Origin of the sequence: Paenibacillus elgii NBRC 100335 (assembly GCF_004000865.1) — a bacterium.
Lineage (GTDB): Bacteria > Bacillota > Bacilli > Paenibacillales > NBRC-103111 > Paenibacillus_G > Paenibacillus_G elgii.
In genome coordinates, this window is the sequence record NZ_BIMB01000009.1 from 150,095 (window position 1) to 164,887 (window position 14,793).

Sequence of the window (14,793 nt, forward strand, 5' to 3'; positions counted from 1 at the left end):
TGGTTATGGGGTCTCGGTATCGTCGTCATCTTCAGCTTGCAGTTCGAACACATAGCAGTCCACCGTTTGTTCAGGCACATTTACATATACGACTCCTGCCGTTTTCGGGTATAACAGTTGATACACGAGCAGATGGTCGCGGACGCCGCTTCCGGTCCTCTCCATCGGTTTACGCTCTTTTGCTGTCTTGACAATGTAATACCGGCCGTTTTTCTCCGCGGTGTAATCGACGAACAGCCGGCTTTGAAGCGTTTCGCTGCGGTTGACTTTGATGTGTACAGGAATGCGTTTCTTACCGCTAAGGACCGAGTAACCGCGCGCCTCGAGAAGCTCCGTCGCTTCATCCTCCGACACCTCCGCGTCGGCGAGAAATTCGAACGGAGGCTCGTCCTCCACGGCTTCCTTCAGCTTGCTCCGGGCGTAAAAATACCCCCATGCCCCTAGTGCCAGCGCCACCAAAAACACGATCAAGCCGTCCCCGCTTTGCATGGAATCACCTCGAAGGAATATTCGAGAAACCGTATCCAAATTCCTGTATAAAGGCAAAAAAACTCATCCGTCAAGATGAGCTCTGCATGCTTTGCGACTCTTGGGTGACCTCTCGGATCAACCGGTCCAGTTCGGGACCGGACAACCCAGGCTCGTCCGTATGGAGAAGATGTACTAAAAATTCAATGTTACCCTCGCCGCCCTTGATCGGAGAGTAAGTCAATCCTCTAATCGCGTAACCAATATCCTGGGCAAACCGGAGGATGTCTTCCAACACCTCTTGATGGACTCGGGGGTCGCGGACGACGCCGGATTTACCTACTTTCTCCCGGCCCGCCTCGAATTGCGGCTTAATCAAGGCAACGACTTGCCCTTGCGGTGCAAGCAGCTGTTTCAGCGGCGGCAAAATAAGTTTTAAAGAAATGAAGGAAACGTCGATCGAGGCAAATGCCGGCTCCGGTCCCTGCAAGTCGCCCGGCTGCATGTAGCGAAAATTGGTCCGCTCCATCACGCTGACTCTGGGGTCCTTGCGCAGCGACCAATCCAGCTGGTTGTAACCGACATCGACCGCATAGACGTGAACCGCCCCGTTCTGCAGCGCGCAATCGGTAAATCCGCCGGTCGAGGCGCCGATGTCCAGCATCGTAACGCCACTCAGGTCGATACCGAACACGTTGAGCGCCTTCTCCAGCTTCAGCCCGCCGCGGCTGACGTAAGGATGCACCGCACCCTTGACAATCAGCCGGGACGTGCGGGCAATCTTCGTTCCGGCCTTGTCGACCGGAACGTCGTCTACCAGCACCAATCCGGCCATAATGGCCGCCTTGGCCTTTTCTCTTGTTTCATAATAACCCTGCTCGACGAGCAGGACATCGAGTCGTTCTTTTTCCGCTTTGTCCGCAGCCATGAATTGCTCCTACCTCATATTGTTAGGCCCGCTGCCGTCTGCGCGGAACGAGCGCCTGCAGTTCCGATACGAGCCGCTCGGCTGTGAATCCGACCTCTTTACGCTGTTCCTTGACGGAGCCGTGCTCGACGAAATAATCCGGCACGCCGATAATTTTGATTCGCAGGCCGTATACATTGTGCTGCGAGTAATGCTCCAGCACACCGCTGCCGAAGCCTCCGAGCTCTGCCCCTTCCTCCAGGGTCAGAATCGGGATGTCTTCTTTCGCCAACTGAAGAAGCATCGCCTCGTCCATCGGCTTGATAAACCGCGCGTTAATGACGCGAACTTGTACGCCTTCCTTGCTCATCGCCTCGGCCGCTTCCAGAGCAAGCGGAATCATCGGGCCGACGGCCAGAATCGCCGCATCGCTTCCCGGACGGAGCACTTCCCAAGTGCCGATCGGAATCGGCTGGAGCGTCTCGTCCATCGGCACCCCGAGCCCGCTTTCCCGCGGATAACGGTAAGCAATCGGACCTTCGTTATACTCGAAAGCCGTCTTCATCATATGCCGCAGCTCATTCTCGTCCTTCGGCATCATCAGCACCATATTCGGAATGCTGCGCAAGTATGCCATATCGTATACCCCTTGATGCGTCTCGCCGTCCGGACCGACAAAGCCCGCACGGTCGATGGCGAACACAACGTTCAGGTTAGCGCGGCAAATATCGTGTACGACCTGGTCGTAAGCGCGCTGCAGGAAGGTCGAGTAAACGGCGAACACCGGCTTCAACCCTTCCTCGGCCAGACCGGCGGAAAACGTAGCGGCATGCTGCTCCGCAATCCCTACGTCAAACATCCGGCCGGGAAATTCCTTGGCAAAGCCGAGCAGACCCGAACCGCCGGGCATTGCCGGGGTAATCGCCACAATTCGCTCGTCCTGCTTCGCCAGCTCAATCAACGTGCTTCCAAACACTTCCGTATACATCGGAGGGCCGACCGTCTTCAGGACTTGGCCGGATTCGATTTTGTACGGGCTGATGCCGTGCCATTTATGGGAATCCGCCTCGGCCGGCGAATAGCCCTTGCCTTTGGTTGTGATTACATGCACAAGGACAGGCCCGTTTACTTTATCCGCTTGCTTCATGGTTTCAAGCAGCAGCGGCAAGTTGTGGCCGTCCACAGGTCCCAGGTACGTAAGACCGAGCTCTTCGAACCAGACGCCGGGAACAACCAAATATTTGAACGAATCCTTCACCCGTTCCGCCGTCTTCGCCAAGGTGCCGCCGATGGCCGGAATCTTTTTGATCAGGTGCTCGAATTCTTCCTTGGCCTTCACATAGTGCCGGTCCGAACGAATGCGCGCCAAATAATGGCTAAGTGCTCCGACGTTGGGGGCGATGGACATTTCGTTGTCGTTCAGAATGACCATCAGCTTCCGCTTCTCGTGGCCGATATGGTTCAGAGCCTCCAGAGCCATACCGCCGGTAAGCGCTCCGTCCCCGATCATGGCAACGATCCGGTTCTTCTCGCCCTTCAAATCGCGAGCGACAGCCATCCCCATCGCTGCAGACAGCGAAGTGCTGCTGTGGCCGGCCTCCCAGACGTCATGCTCGCTTTCGGAACGCTTCACGAAGCCGCACAGGCCTTTATATTTGCGCAATGTATCGAACTTGTCTTTTCGACCGGTCAGAATCTTGTGAACATACGACTGATGACCGACATCGAAAATAAATTTATCCTTCGGACTGTCGAACAAATAGTGCATAGCAATCGTTAACTCGACAACGCCAAGGTTGGGCGCGAGGTGACCGCCGGTGACCGAAAGCTTCTCGACAAGGAAATGTCTCGTTTCCGCAGCCACTTGCTCCAGCTGTTCCACAGTCAGACGTTTCAAGTCCTCAGGCTGATGAATGTGATCGAGCAGCACGCTTGTTCCCTCGCTTTCCATAGTTGGAGTATGCCTAACGAATGGCAGGTAAAGTCGGTAACGATCTGCTTCATTGCATAGGCTATGTAATGTGTTTGAATACGATGCCATTATAGCACAGGACCGTCACGCGCTCAAACGGGACCGGTGCGAAAGCAGCCGCACTACGGGCGGCAGAACCGGTCCAAGCGCTAATGGTCGCGCTTCATTAAATAATCCGCAAGCTCCAGCAACCGCTCCGGGCGCGGGAAATCCGCCGCCAAGATCGCCTGCTTCGCCTCGCGCGTCAGCTCCCCGGCCTTCGCAATCGATGCTTCAATCCCGATAAAATAAGGGTAGGTCACTTTCTGCTGCTTGACGTCGCTCTGGACGGGCTTGCCGAGCTTGCTTTCGTCCCCGATCAGATCGAGCACGTCGTCCTGAATTTGAAAAGCCAGCCCGATACATGTGCCGAACCGCTCCAATGCGGCAAGCTGGGCTTCCGTCGCTCCTGCGATCCGGCCGCCGGCTTTCAAGGAGAAGACGATCAAGTCGCTCGTCTTGTGCAGATGGATGTACTCCAGCTCTTCCAGCTTCGTGACTCCCTGCTCTCCCAGCATGTCCGCCGCTTGACCGCCGACCATGCCGGGGGCTCCGGAAAGCCGGGATAGCTCTTCGACGATGTCGATCACGCGATCGGCCGGAATGTTATGCTTCCTTGCAGATTGAACGACCGAATAGAACGCATGCGTCAGCAAGGCGTCCCCGGCCAGAATCGCCATGGCTTCGCCGTAAACCTTATGATTCGTCGGTTTGCCCCGGCGAAAATCGTCGTTGTCCATAGCGGGAAGATCGTCATGAATAAGCGAATACGTGTGGATCATCTCCACGGCCAACGCTGCGGGAACGGCCGCTTCCGGGCTGCCGCCTAGCGATTCTGCCGCTGCCAGCACCAGAATCGGCCGCAGCCGCTTGCCGCCGGCCATCAAGGAGTACATCATCGATTCGCGAAGCGGGGCGGGAATCGCCCACGACGACGGAATCGACTGCTGCAGCTCCCGCTCTATGAGCGAAGCCATATCTCGAATGTAATCTCGGATGCCGGATGACTCGTTCATCGGTTATCCCCTTTATCGGTTTCCTGCGGCTGAAACGGCTTTTTCGTCAGACCGCCCTCTTCTTCAAGCAAAATTTCGATTTTGCGTTCCACCTGTTCCAGCTTCTGCCCGCACAATTGAGACAGCTTCATGCCCTCTTGAAACAGCTCGATCGCCTTCTCAAGCGGAATATCTCCGCTTTCGAGCTGTGCCACAATGCGCTCAAGCTGGTCCATCGCCTGTTCGAAGCTAGGTGTCGCTTCCTGATTTGACATCGCTTTTCTCCTCCGTCTTCTCCTCCGCCTTCTCCTCCATCGACCAAACATGACAATCGATCCGTCCGTCCATCAGGCGCAGCTTCAAAACATCCCCAATTTGTACCTGCTGGATCGATTTCACGAGCTGTTTCTCTTTCTCGTCGTATACGAGGCCGTACCCCCGCTGCATGATCTTGAGCGGGCTGAGCGCATCCAGCTGGCGCATGGACGATACGAGCTCCTGCTGCTTGCGCCTCAATACCGCCTGCATCGTCTGGCGAAGCAAACGGGCGGACGAGTCCAGCCGCTTCCGGGAGTAGACAACCTGCTCCTTCGGATTAAACGAAGCGAGCTGCCGGTCGGCCTTCATCAGCCGCTCATGACTTTTCGTCAGGCGGCTGCGCATCTTGTAGTCGAGCTGCTCGCGCATGCGGTCGAGACGTTCCGCTGGCTGCAAAAGCAGCTGCCTGCGGGGATTCGTAAGGTATGGCGACCGCTGGAGCCGCTTCAATCGCTCTTTGCTTCGCTCCAGCTGCTGAGTTAATCCGCCGTACAATTGCTGGCGCAAGTAGCCGATCTGCTGCTTCAGCTCCTGATGATGCGGAACGGCCAGCTCGGCAGCTGCCGTCGGCGTCGGAGCACGCAGGTCAGCAACGAAATCCGCGATTGTGAAATCCGTTTCATGGCCGACCGCCGAAATGATCGGCAGTCTCGAAGCAAAGATCGCCCGGGCCACGACCTCTTCGTTGAAGGCCCATAGCTCCTCAAGCGATCCGCCGCCGCGGCCGACGATTAACACATCGACTTCATCCCTGGCGTTCATTTCCTCGATCGCTCTCACAATCGAAGGAGCCGCCTGCTTCCCCTGCACAAGCGCCGGATACAGTAGGATGGGCACGGTCGGATGACGGCGCTGCAAGGTGATAATAATATCGCGGACCGCCGCGCCCGTCGGCGACGTAATGACCCCGATCGCGCGCGGAAAGCGCGGAATCGGCTTCTTTATCGCCGGAGCGAACAGACCTTCGGATTCCAGCTTTTTCTTCAACTGCTCGAATGCCAGATACAAGCTTCCGATGCCGTCCGGCTGCATTTGCGTGACATAGAATTGATACTGCCCGTCCCGTTCGTATACCGAGATATTCCCGCAGGCGATCACCTTCGTCCCTTCCCGGGGAAGGAACGGAAGCCGCTGGTTGTAGGAGGCGAACATAATGCTTTTTAACCGGCTGTCTGCATCTTTTAACGTAAAATACATATGTCCGCTGGAATGATGGGTAAAATTAGAAATCTCACCCCGCACCCAAACGTCCTGCAGCCGGTCCGTGCCCTCAAGCAGCATTTTAATGTATCGATTCAGCTCTTTGATCGATAAAATTTGTTTTTCCTTCATAACTACGCCCGTTACCGCTAGTTGGTTGCAGAAGCTGCACGCTGTGCCGCTTCAAGCGTATTACGAAGCAGGATTGTGATCGTCATCGGACCGACGCAGCCCGGCACCGGCGTTACATAGCTCGCCGTCTCCAGAACGTCGTCAAAATCGACGTCTCCCGCCAGCTTGCCGGTATCGAGCCGGTTGATGCCCACGTCGACGACAACGGCTCCCGGCTTGATGTGGTTACGGTTGATCATCTTCGCCTTGCCGACCGCCGCGATCAAAATATCCGCCTGCCGCGTAATTTCTTCCATATTTTTCGTGCGCGAGTGACACACCGTAACAGTCGCATTCTCGCGAAGCAGCAGAATGGCCATCGGCTTGCCGACGATGTTGCTGCGGCCGATCACGACGGCATGCTTGCCGGCGATTTCAACGCCGATTTTCTTGAGAATCTCAATGACGCCCGCTGGCGTGCAGGGAGCGGGGCCTTCCTTGCCGATCATCAGGTTGCCCACATTAACCGGGTGGAAGCAGTCGACGTCCTTCTCGACCGCGATCGCTTCGACTACCCGTTCCTCCGAGATATGTCCCGGCAGCGGCGACTGGACAAGAATGCCGTGAATCGCGTTATCGCCGTTCAGTTTGGAGATAAGAGCCAGCACATCGGCTTCCGGCGTATGTTCCGGAAGCTTGTACACTTCGGAATGCATGCCCGCTTCTTCACAGGCTTTCGCTTTATTGCGCACGTAGACGTGCGAGGCCGGGTCGTCTCCGACGATGACCACCGCAAGTCCTGGCTGTACCCCTTGCTGCTTCAACTGCTCGACTTGCTGCTTAATATCGGCGCGGTAAGCGCTGACGATTTCTTTGCCGTTAATGATTTGCGCGGACATGCTTGTTTTCCCCTTTCGCTAGGTCGCTTTTACGCTTCGGACGAACGGCTGCGGATCGTCTCCAGGTCTTTGATCATTTTGCCAAGCACACCGTTGACGAACTTTCCCGATTCCTCCGTGCCGAAATTTTTGGCCATTTCGATCGCTTCGTTCACGACAACCTTCGGCGGCACATCTTCCCGAAACACCATTTCGTACGTGGCCAGCCGCATAATTTCCCGGTCTACCTTGGACAGCCTGTCCATCTGCCAGCCCTTCAAATAATCGGAAAGCAGGCCGTCGATTTGCCGCTTGTGCTGCATCGTGCCTTCCACGAGCTCAAGCACCTCATGAGGCACAATCTGATCGCGCTCCCGCGTCAGCTGCGCCTCGTCCTCCGTCCGCGCTTCTTCGATGACGTGCGCGATGGCATCGGCCGCTGTCGCTTCGTTCATTTCGATCTGATATAAGCTTTGCACCGCAAGCTCCCTTGCCAATCTTCGTCTCATCCGATCAAATCCTCCTGTGGGTTTGCACTTGCTTCACCGGAATAAACCGGCTGTGTCTTCCGTGTCTTAAGTTGAAGACTTATAACTTGTTATTAACCGAAAAAAATCCTTGGGCGTCATCCAAGGATTTTAGCGGAACAGTCTCCATTTGTCCATTAGCCGGCGCCAAGTGTCTTCTGCGGGAAACACCGGCTCGTTCCGGTCCAACCTTTTCCCTATGTAGTATCCAGTATATACGATCAGGATAAAGATTAACATACGCCAGAAGCCGAAGAACAAATAAATGAGGCCAAGGGCGCTCCCGGCCAGAACGCCGATCGTCTTACCCCTGTGCTGTTCCCACAGCTGCTCCCAAATTCGCATCCACATCCGGGGGCTCACCTCTATTCCACTCGACTTTTGAAGGTCGGGGACGATTGTTGAATATTCGCGATAAATACCGTAACGAAGGCTACGGGAATCCCGGTAATTTCCTCAATATGCCGCTTCACATTCGCCTGCATCTCTTCGGTCATCGCCGGAATGGAATTTTCGCCGTCCACGATGGCGCGAATGACGATTTCAAGTCCGGATTGATTCACTTTGACACGGGCGCGCAAATCTTGAACCCCGCGCGTCCGGCCTGCCGCTTTCAACGACAAATTCTCCACCGTATCGAGCGAAATGCGGATGTCCCCGAATTCGGTCCGCTGATCGATCGATGGCGACGAAGATTTGCCGCGCCTTACGGACAAATACAGGAAGCGAACGCTTAACAGAGCGGCCACCGCTGTGGAGATGATGAAAATAATCGCCGTTTTTAAATCGAAATAGACGTCGTGAGCGAAGTTGCCCGCTTTGTCGAAGGAAATCAGGCCGAATGCAGCGCACAGCAGAATTAATGTTGCGATCAATACGGCCAAGCTGAAAATAAAGAGCAGCAGTCTGTCGAGAACTTTTACCACGAATCCTGACTCCTTCCTAAGATGGAGGAAACCCCCAAACGGTGAAGGATGGGGGTTCAACCGGGGTATTTATTAATTATTTTACGCGCTGTGCGGGCGTTTCCGGCTCTTCGACTTTCTCCGCACCTTTGAAAATAACGTCATGAATGTGAACGTTCACTTGAACGACACTAAGTCCGGTCATCGATTCGATGGCCTGCTTGACATTATGCTGAACCGCGCTTGCGACCTCCGGAATTCGTGTGCCGAATTCGATGATGACAGACACATCAATCGCCGCTTCACGCTGACCCACTTCGACTTTTACGCCTTTGGACATATTTTTGCGTCCGAGAAACTCGGCGATATCTCCGGCAAATCCGCCGCTCATGCCTGCAACGCCGGGCACTTCCACGGTTGCCATACCGGCGATGATCTCGATCACCTCCGGAGCGATCTGAATCGTGCCCATCTCGGTCTTCTCATAATCCGCTGCCAGTGTACTCATGGTCAGGACCTCCTAAACATTTGGCTTGCCCACACCTAGACTTATTGTATACTATACCATTCCCTCATAAATATGACAACGAAGTCAACGGCTGCTTAAGAGTCCGGATCGTTCACGTCATGCTCTTCCAAAAACTTGATATCGAAGTCGCCGGCCAAAAACTTTTTATGCTCCAACAGCTTCAGATGGAATGGAATCGTTGAATGAATGCCTTCGATCGTAAATTCGGCCAAAGCGCGCTTCATTCGCTGAATCGCATCGTTGCGGTCCTCTCCCCACACGATCAGCTTCGCAATCATCGAATCGTAATGAGGCGGAATCGTGTAGCCCGGGTATGCGGCGCTGTCGACACGGACGCCAAAGCCGCCTGGCGGCAAATAAAATTTGATTTGACCTGCGGACGGCATAAAGTTGCGCTCCGGGTCTTCCGCGTTAATCCGGCATTCGATCGCCCAGCCGTTGATGCGGATCTCGTCCTGAGTGAACGAAAGCGGCTCGCCTTCCGCGACACGGATCATTTCTTTAATAATATCGATGCCCGTGATGAGCTCCGTAACCGGATGCTCTACCTGAATCCGGGTGTTCATTTCCATAAAGTAAAACTGTCCGTCCGGTCCGAGCAAAAACTCGAGCGTACCGGCGCCGGAATAATCGACGGCTTTGGCTGCGCGAACAGCCGCTTCGCCCATTTGTCCGCGAATTTCCTCGGTCAGAATCGGACAAGGCGCTTCCTCCACCAGCTTCTGGCGGCGGCGCTGCACCGAACAGTCGCGCTCGCCCAGATGCACTACGTTGCCGTGCTTGTCGGCCAGCACCTGAATTTCGACGTGCTTCATCCCCGTCAAATATTTCTCCAAATAAACGCCCGCATTGCCGAAAGCTTTTTGCGCCTCCTGCTGGGCGGTCGTAATTTGCTGAATCAGCATCTCTTCGTTTTCGGCCAGACGAATGCCTTTGCCTCCGCCTCCGGCCGTTGCTTTAATAATGATCGGATAGCCGATCTCGCGGCCCAGCCGAATCGCTTCGTCCATATCCTCGACAAGGCCGTCGGAGCCGGGGATAACGGGAACGCCCGCTTCCTTCATCGTCTGCTTCGCGACGGCTTTGTCGCCCATCTTGCTGATCGCTTCCGGCGAAGGACCGATGAACGTGATGTTGCAGCTCTCGCAAATTTCGGCGAAGTCGGCGTTTTCCGCCAAAAATCCGTATCCCGGATGAATCGCGTCGGTCTCCGTCAACGTCGCGACGCTCATCAGATTCGTATAATTCAAATAGCTGTCTTTGGAAGCTGTCGGTCCGATACAATAGGCTTCGTCCGCCAAACGGACATGCAGCGCTTCGCGGTCCGCTTCCGAGTAGACCGCGACCGTAGAAATTCCGAGTTCACGGCATGCGCGAATAATGCGCACGGCGATTTCCCCACGGTTGGCGATCAATACTTTTTGAAACTTCAATGGGTTCTCCTCCTAGCGGATTATTCCGGTTTCACCAGGAACAACGGTTGGCCGTACTCTACCAACTGGCCGTTCTCTACAAGCACTTCGACGATCTGGCCTTTGACTTCGGCTTCGATCTCATTCATCAGCTTCATCGCTTCGATGATGCAGACGATCGTCGTTTCCTTCACGCTGCTGCCCTTGGAAACGAACGGCGCCGCTCCCGGTGCCGGAGCTTCGTAGAACGTGCCGACCATAGGGGAAACAATCGTATGTAAATTGGATGGGATTGCTGCCGGAGCTTCGGCTGCAGGTATGTTGACTGCCGCAGATGTCTGAACGACGGCTTGAGGAACGGGCTGCTGGGCAACGAGGCTGGCTGCAGGCTGTGCAGCGGTGACGACGACTTGCTCGGTTTTATTCGGTTTACGGATTAAAAGGCGGGAGCCTTCGTTTTCGATCTCAAGTTCTTGCAAAGATGTTTGATCCACCAGCTTGATCAATTCTTTAATTTCGCTTAACTTAAACACGGAATTCACTCCTTTGGGCATCTTGTTGACGGCCGCTCGCAAGCCACAGCATGCTCCCGGCCAAGCGGCAGGCATACCGACGGCTTGTCCCACGGCTGCGGTCAACACCGTAAAACAAACGACGTTGTTATTATATCACAATCTTTCGGTAAGAAAAGAGTTTCCTTGCTTCGGGAATAGTGCGAACATTCCAGCTTCACCGGCTGTCCCAAAAAGCCGCCGCGAATAAGAAAAGAATATGTTGAAAAACGTCGAATGATACCGCAAAAAAGGAGAGCCGGGTTTTCCGGACTCTCCTTACTAGCAAGCTCTTCAAGCTTAACCGGCTTAAGGAATCATTTGTACCGATACGGTGTCAGGGCCGACGCTCAATTCTTTGATCGTTTTGTCGATGATGCTGAGCGCTTGGCTTTTCTCAAGCTTGTTTGCTTGGACGGTAACCTTCCATTTGTTGGAATCTTGTGTTACAACAGCCTGCGGGAAATCTTTCGTCAAGCTTTCTTCGAGATTCGTGACTTTGGCTTCCATATCTTCGATTTTCCGCAGCTCTTCCTGGGCTTTAACGGCAGCTTCGGCCGTTTGTTTCGGGTCCGCAATAATCGTTAGGAGCTGCTCAGCCTTCTTAGCCATCTCCTCGTTGCGCTTGAGCTGGAGGTTTACAAAATAGTCTTTCCCCGATTGGGCCTGCGCCTGTGCTTGCACTTGCTGCAGCACTTTGGCATCTGTTTCGTTTTTGGAGACCGGCTGAGCGGCGATCGACGACGTCTCCGCTCCCGTGCTGCTGGGTTTTTCGCCCTTGCCTGGCTTTTGCTCCGGTTTGCCTTCCGGCTTTTGTTCCGGCTTCATCTCAGGTTTCTGTTCGGGCTTCATTTCCGGTTTTTGCTCCGGCTTCATCTCGGGCTTTTGCTCGGGCTTCATTTCCGGTTTTTGCTCCGGCTTCACCTCAGGCTTTTGCTCTGGTTTAATCTCCGGCTTTTGCTCTGGTTTTATTTCTGGTTTTTGCTCCGGTTTCACCTCAGGCTTTTGTTCGGGCTTCACTTCCGGTTTTTGCCCAGGCTTTTGCTCGCCTCTCGGACCGGCGTTCGCATCTGTCGCTGTCGGATGCTTGGCATCCGTTTGTCCGGCGCTGATCGTCATTTCCTTCGGCGTCGTCCCCGTCACTTCCACATTGCCCACGTCTTCCGTAAACAAGTAGTAGGCGGACAGCACCACCATCAAACTAAGCATGGATACAAGCCAAATGGTTTGTCTTTTCGAATTCATTGCATATCCTCCTTAACGTTTATCCTTGTTTAAATTGAATGTATCGCACCGGCCCCGTACAGCTTACTGCTTGCGGGGCTGGATCGATATCCGGTGGGCAGGAACGTCCAGCCCGCGTTCTACCGCTTCGGTAATCATTTTTTTCACCGTCAGATTTTCCGCGCCCTTGGCGACGACGAGTACGCCGCGGATTTTCGGCTTAATCGTCTTGACGACGAGCGGCTGCTTGCCGCCCGAAATCTCGTAAAGCACAACTTCGCCGTTACGGGTCACGTCGGTGATATGTCTCGTGGCCCCCTGCGGATCTTTCTCATTGGTAATTTGCTGCGTTTCCTTGGTGTTGCGCTCGACGTTCAGTTCCTCCGTCGATTCAATGGTCACCAGCACTTCCACTTCGCCAACTCCAACAATTTTCGTCAAAATGTCTCTGAGCTCGGTTTCATACGCTTCCTCATAATCTTTGAATAGGCTTCGCTCTTTGCTTCCCTGACCGAAGGCCGGCTTGGTCTGATCGGGAGGAGACGCCCGTCCCGTGCCGATGGGATCCACCTCCTTCACGGTGATAAACGAGTTCAGAATCATAAGCGCGGCGCCTACGAGCCCGAGCAGCAGCACCCATCGAAACGTTTGCGCCCGCTTCGGACCGCCCGGGCCGCCGCCAAGCCACGATTGCATCCTTCTCCGTATCTCTCCCATCCGCATCACCTCCCCGCCGCCAGTTCCAGCCGGATTTGCTCTTCGCCCACCTGCCAATCCTGCTCCAACATCAGTAATATTTGCGTCTTTTTCTGCAACCATTCAGGCGATAGCTTATTTTCATCCGATTCCCTGCTGCTTATCCGGGAAACGGGCCTCGATTGCGGCTCTCCGATGCGGATGTCGACACCTGCAACGGGCTCCACCGGTTTGACCGGCTCGATTCCTGTACCCTGCCTTGAAGTCGTATCCGTAACGGACGTGGCCGGCGATTGCGGTTCCAAGGCGAGGGAGACGCTGCGGATGACAAGCTGGCCTTCGCTATCGGATGCCGTCTCCACCTGAATGCTTCGCACTTTCACCCCAGCCTTCCGCTCGATGCTTCGCTTCATCAGATCGGCAGCCTGCGCCTCCACCAGCTTGCGCGATTGCTCCTGCTGCTTGGCTTTCAACGCTTCGGCCCGCTGCAGGGTAACAGGCAGCGATTCGACCTCTCCGCTTGCCCCGTCCGCCATCCGTTCCGGCCTCGCCGCTCCGCTTTTGAACAGCGCGTCCTTGACCCGCTCATCCAATTGCGACCGTTGGCCAACCAGCGAGAAAAGCGGCTGCAGCAGCGTAAGCAGCAGGAATAGACCAATCACGGTTTTGACGTAGCGCTGCATCGACTGGTTCGGCAGCAGCAGGTCGACGAAGGTGGCGAGCAAGATGACCATGACGATCGACTTGAGCCACCCGCTCAGGAAGTCCAATCGTCATCCTCTCCTTCGCGGGGCGCGATTCAGCGCATCATGACGGACACGTTGCCGGCGGCAATCACAATGGTGATCGCCAGGAAAAACATCAACCCGACGACGGCGAGCGCCGCAAATACGAAAATTAAGCTTTTCCCAATCGTTTCCAGGCACGTAATCATCGGGTTATCTCCCAAGGGCTGCATCACCGCAGCCGACACATTATAGATGAAGGCAAGCGCCAATATTTTGAGCGCCGGGAAGGCGCAGAGCACCAGAAGAATGACAACCCCCGCCAGCCCTACCGCATTTTTCACCAGCAGCGAAGCACCGATCACGGTCTCCGAGGCGTCCGAGAACAACCTCCCGACCACCGGCACGAAGTTGCCGGCAATGTACTTGGCCGTTCGGATCGTCACCCCATCCGCCGCGGCGCTGCCGATGCCTTGTACCGAAACGACCCCCAAAAATACCGTGACGAAAACTCCAAGGCACCCGACACTGACATTCCGCAGCAAATTCGCAAGCTGAGTCACCTTGTATTTATCCGACAGCGAGCTGACAATATGCAGCACCGCCGAGAAAAACAGCAGCGGAAATACGATGAAGTAGATTGCCGTCCCGACGGCGTGGATCATGAATACGATCAGCGGGTGCATGACGGTGACCGTCACCACGTTGCCCATGGAGGCGAGCAGCGTAAGCAGCAGCGGCACGACGGCGATCATGAAGTGGATCATATCCGTGATCGCCGATTTCGCATAGCCGATCGCGACGCTGAAGCTGTTGACCGCCATAATCATCAGGACCAGAAACGAAATGGCGTAGGCGATTTTGCTGACGTTATTTTTCTCGAAGGAGCTTTGCAGCGTTTCCAGCAGCATGCTGAACACGGTAAGAATGACGATGGAAACAAGCAGCTTGCCATTATAGAGAAGCTCGTGAAACAAATATTTGAACAGTCCCGAGAAAACCGAGCCGAGGCCGAAATCCTTGGCTCCGAGCAGCAGCTCCATGAAGCTCGGGGCCCGGCTGTCCGGAAAATATCCGCCGTACTGCCGGGTCAGCCGGCTCCAGAATTGCTCGACCTGATCGAGCGGCAGCCGCTGCGCTTGCTCCCGGATCAACTCTTCCGCCGGTACGGCGGCATATGCGGTGCCGCAGCAGCCCGCGCCTCCGTCCAGCAGGAGCGCCGTGAGGAACGCCACGCCTAGCAGCAGTCTAAGCCGGAGCGCGGTGCAGGCAGCCAATCTCCCGCACGAATGTCGTAACTCTTGCATCCAGCGCCGCCTCATCGCTTCGCCTCCAC

General features: G+C 55.2%; 17 protein-coding genes. All 17 read right to left on the minus strand.

Annotated elements, in window-relative coordinates; all coding sequences use genetic code 11:
• Positions 1-3: 3 nt before the first annotated feature.
• The 17 genes from PEL01S_RS09605 to spoIIIAE all read right to left on the minus strand — a co-directional run bounded on the left by PEL01S_RS09605 (position 4) and on the right by spoIIIAE (position 14,764).
• Positions 4-489, minus strand: a complete 486-nt coding sequence (locus PEL01S_RS09605; RefSeq protein ID WP_127460137.1) for a hypothetical protein — start codon at positions 487-489, stop codon at positions 4-6.
• Positions 490-559: 70 nt separating this feature from the next.
• A complete protein-coding gene (locus PEL01S_RS09610; protein ID WP_063185932.1) occupies positions 560-1,396 on the minus strand; it encodes a TlyA family RNA methyltransferase in 837 nt (278 codons plus the stop codon).
• A gap of 22 nt (positions 1,397-1,418) precedes the next feature.
• The gene (dxs, locus tag PEL01S_RS09615) at positions 1,419-3,326 is read right to left on the minus strand and encodes a 1-deoxy-D-xylulose-5-phosphate synthase (RefSeq protein WP_174806922.1); all 1,908 of its coding nucleotides are present in this window, start codon (positions 3,324-3,326) and stop codon (positions 1,419-1,421) included.
• A 170-nt stretch (positions 3,327-3,496) separates the two neighbouring features.
• The gene (locus PEL01S_RS09620; RefSeq protein WP_127460138.1) at positions 3,497-4,402 is read right to left on the minus strand and encodes a polyprenyl synthetase family protein; all 906 of its coding nucleotides are present in this window, start codon (positions 4,400-4,402) and stop codon (positions 3,497-3,499) included.
• Complete coding sequence (xseB, locus tag PEL01S_RS09625; RefSeq protein ID WP_010499089.1) at positions 4,399-4,656, minus strand: exodeoxyribonuclease VII small subunit; 258 nt, start codon at positions 4,654-4,656, stop codon at positions 4,399-4,401. Before xseB ends, PEL01S_RS09620 begins: the two co-directional genes overlap by 4 nt.
• Entirely contained in the window at positions 4,631-6,031 is a 1,401-nt protein-coding gene (gene xseA, locus PEL01S_RS09630) for an exodeoxyribonuclease VII large subunit (RefSeq protein ID WP_127460139.1), read from the minus strand. The genes xseB and xseA overlap by 26 nt, the downstream gene beginning before the upstream one ends.
• A gap of 17 nt (positions 6,032-6,048) precedes the next feature.
• Complete coding sequence (folD, locus tag PEL01S_RS09635) at positions 6,049-6,909, minus strand: bifunctional methylenetetrahydrofolate dehydrogenase/methenyltetrahydrofolate cyclohydrolase FolD (RefSeq protein WP_127460140.1); 861 nt, start codon at positions 6,907-6,909, stop codon at positions 6,049-6,051.
• Between the two features lie 29 nt (positions 6,910-6,938).
• On the minus strand, positions 6,939-7,397 hold the full coding sequence (gene nusB / locus PEL01S_RS09640; RefSeq protein WP_127460141.1) for a transcription antitermination factor NusB: 459 nt from the start codon (positions 7,395-7,397) through the stop codon (positions 6,939-6,941).
• A gap of 129 nt (positions 7,398-7,526) precedes the next feature.
• The gene (locus tag PEL01S_RS09645; protein WP_054976928.1) at positions 7,527-7,766 is read right to left on the minus strand and encodes a DUF2273 domain-containing protein; all 240 of its coding nucleotides are present in this window, start codon (positions 7,764-7,766) and stop codon (positions 7,527-7,529) included.
• Positions 7,767-7,780: 14 nt separating this feature from the next.
• Positions 7,781-8,341: an alkaline shock response membrane anchor protein AmaP gene (gene amaP, locus PEL01S_RS09650; RefSeq protein ID WP_127460142.1), complete on the minus strand. Its 561-nt coding sequence runs from the start codon at positions 8,339-8,341 to the stop codon at positions 7,781-7,783.
• A gap of 76 nt (positions 8,342-8,417) precedes the next feature.
• A complete protein-coding gene (locus PEL01S_RS09655) occupies positions 8,418-8,828 on the minus strand; it encodes an Asp23/Gls24 family envelope stress response protein (RefSeq protein ID WP_063185946.1) in 411 nt (136 codons plus the stop codon).
• Between the two features lie 95 nt (positions 8,829-8,923).
• The gene (gene accC, locus PEL01S_RS09660; protein ID WP_127460143.1) at positions 8,924-10,282 is read right to left on the minus strand and encodes an acetyl-CoA carboxylase biotin carboxylase subunit; all 1,359 of its coding nucleotides are present in this window, start codon (positions 10,280-10,282) and stop codon (positions 8,924-8,926) included.
• Positions 10,283-10,302: 20 nt separating this feature from the next.
• Complete coding sequence (accB, locus tag PEL01S_RS09665) at positions 10,303-10,794, minus strand: acetyl-CoA carboxylase biotin carboxyl carrier protein (RefSeq protein WP_127460144.1); 492 nt, start codon at positions 10,792-10,794, stop codon at positions 10,303-10,305.
• Between the two features lie 327 nt (positions 10,795-11,121).
• Positions 11,122-12,057 (minus strand): SpoIIIAH-like family protein, encoded by a 936-nt coding sequence (locus PEL01S_RS09670; protein ID WP_127460145.1) that lies wholly within the window; start codon positions 12,055-12,057, stop codon positions 11,122-11,124.
• 63 nt (positions 12,058-12,120) lie between these two features.
• Positions 12,121-12,753 carry a stage III sporulation protein AG gene (gene spoIIIAG, locus PEL01S_RS09675; protein ID WP_063185951.1) on the minus strand — a complete coding sequence of 211 codons (633 nt, stop codon included), beginning with the start codon at positions 12,751-12,753 and terminating at the stop codon, positions 12,121-12,123.
• A 5-nt stretch (positions 12,754-12,758) separates the two neighbouring features.
• On the minus strand, positions 12,759-13,502 hold the full coding sequence (gene spoIIIAF, locus PEL01S_RS09680; RefSeq protein WP_127460146.1) for a stage III sporulation protein AF: 744 nt from the start codon (positions 13,500-13,502) through the stop codon (positions 12,759-12,761).
• Between the two features lie 29 nt (positions 13,503-13,531).
• The gene (spoIIIAE, locus tag PEL01S_RS09685) at positions 13,532-14,764 is read right to left on the minus strand and encodes a stage III sporulation protein AE (protein WP_063186076.1); all 1,233 of its coding nucleotides are present in this window, start codon (positions 14,762-14,764) and stop codon (positions 13,532-13,534) included.
• Between the last annotated feature and the right edge of the window lie 29 nt (positions 14,765-14,793).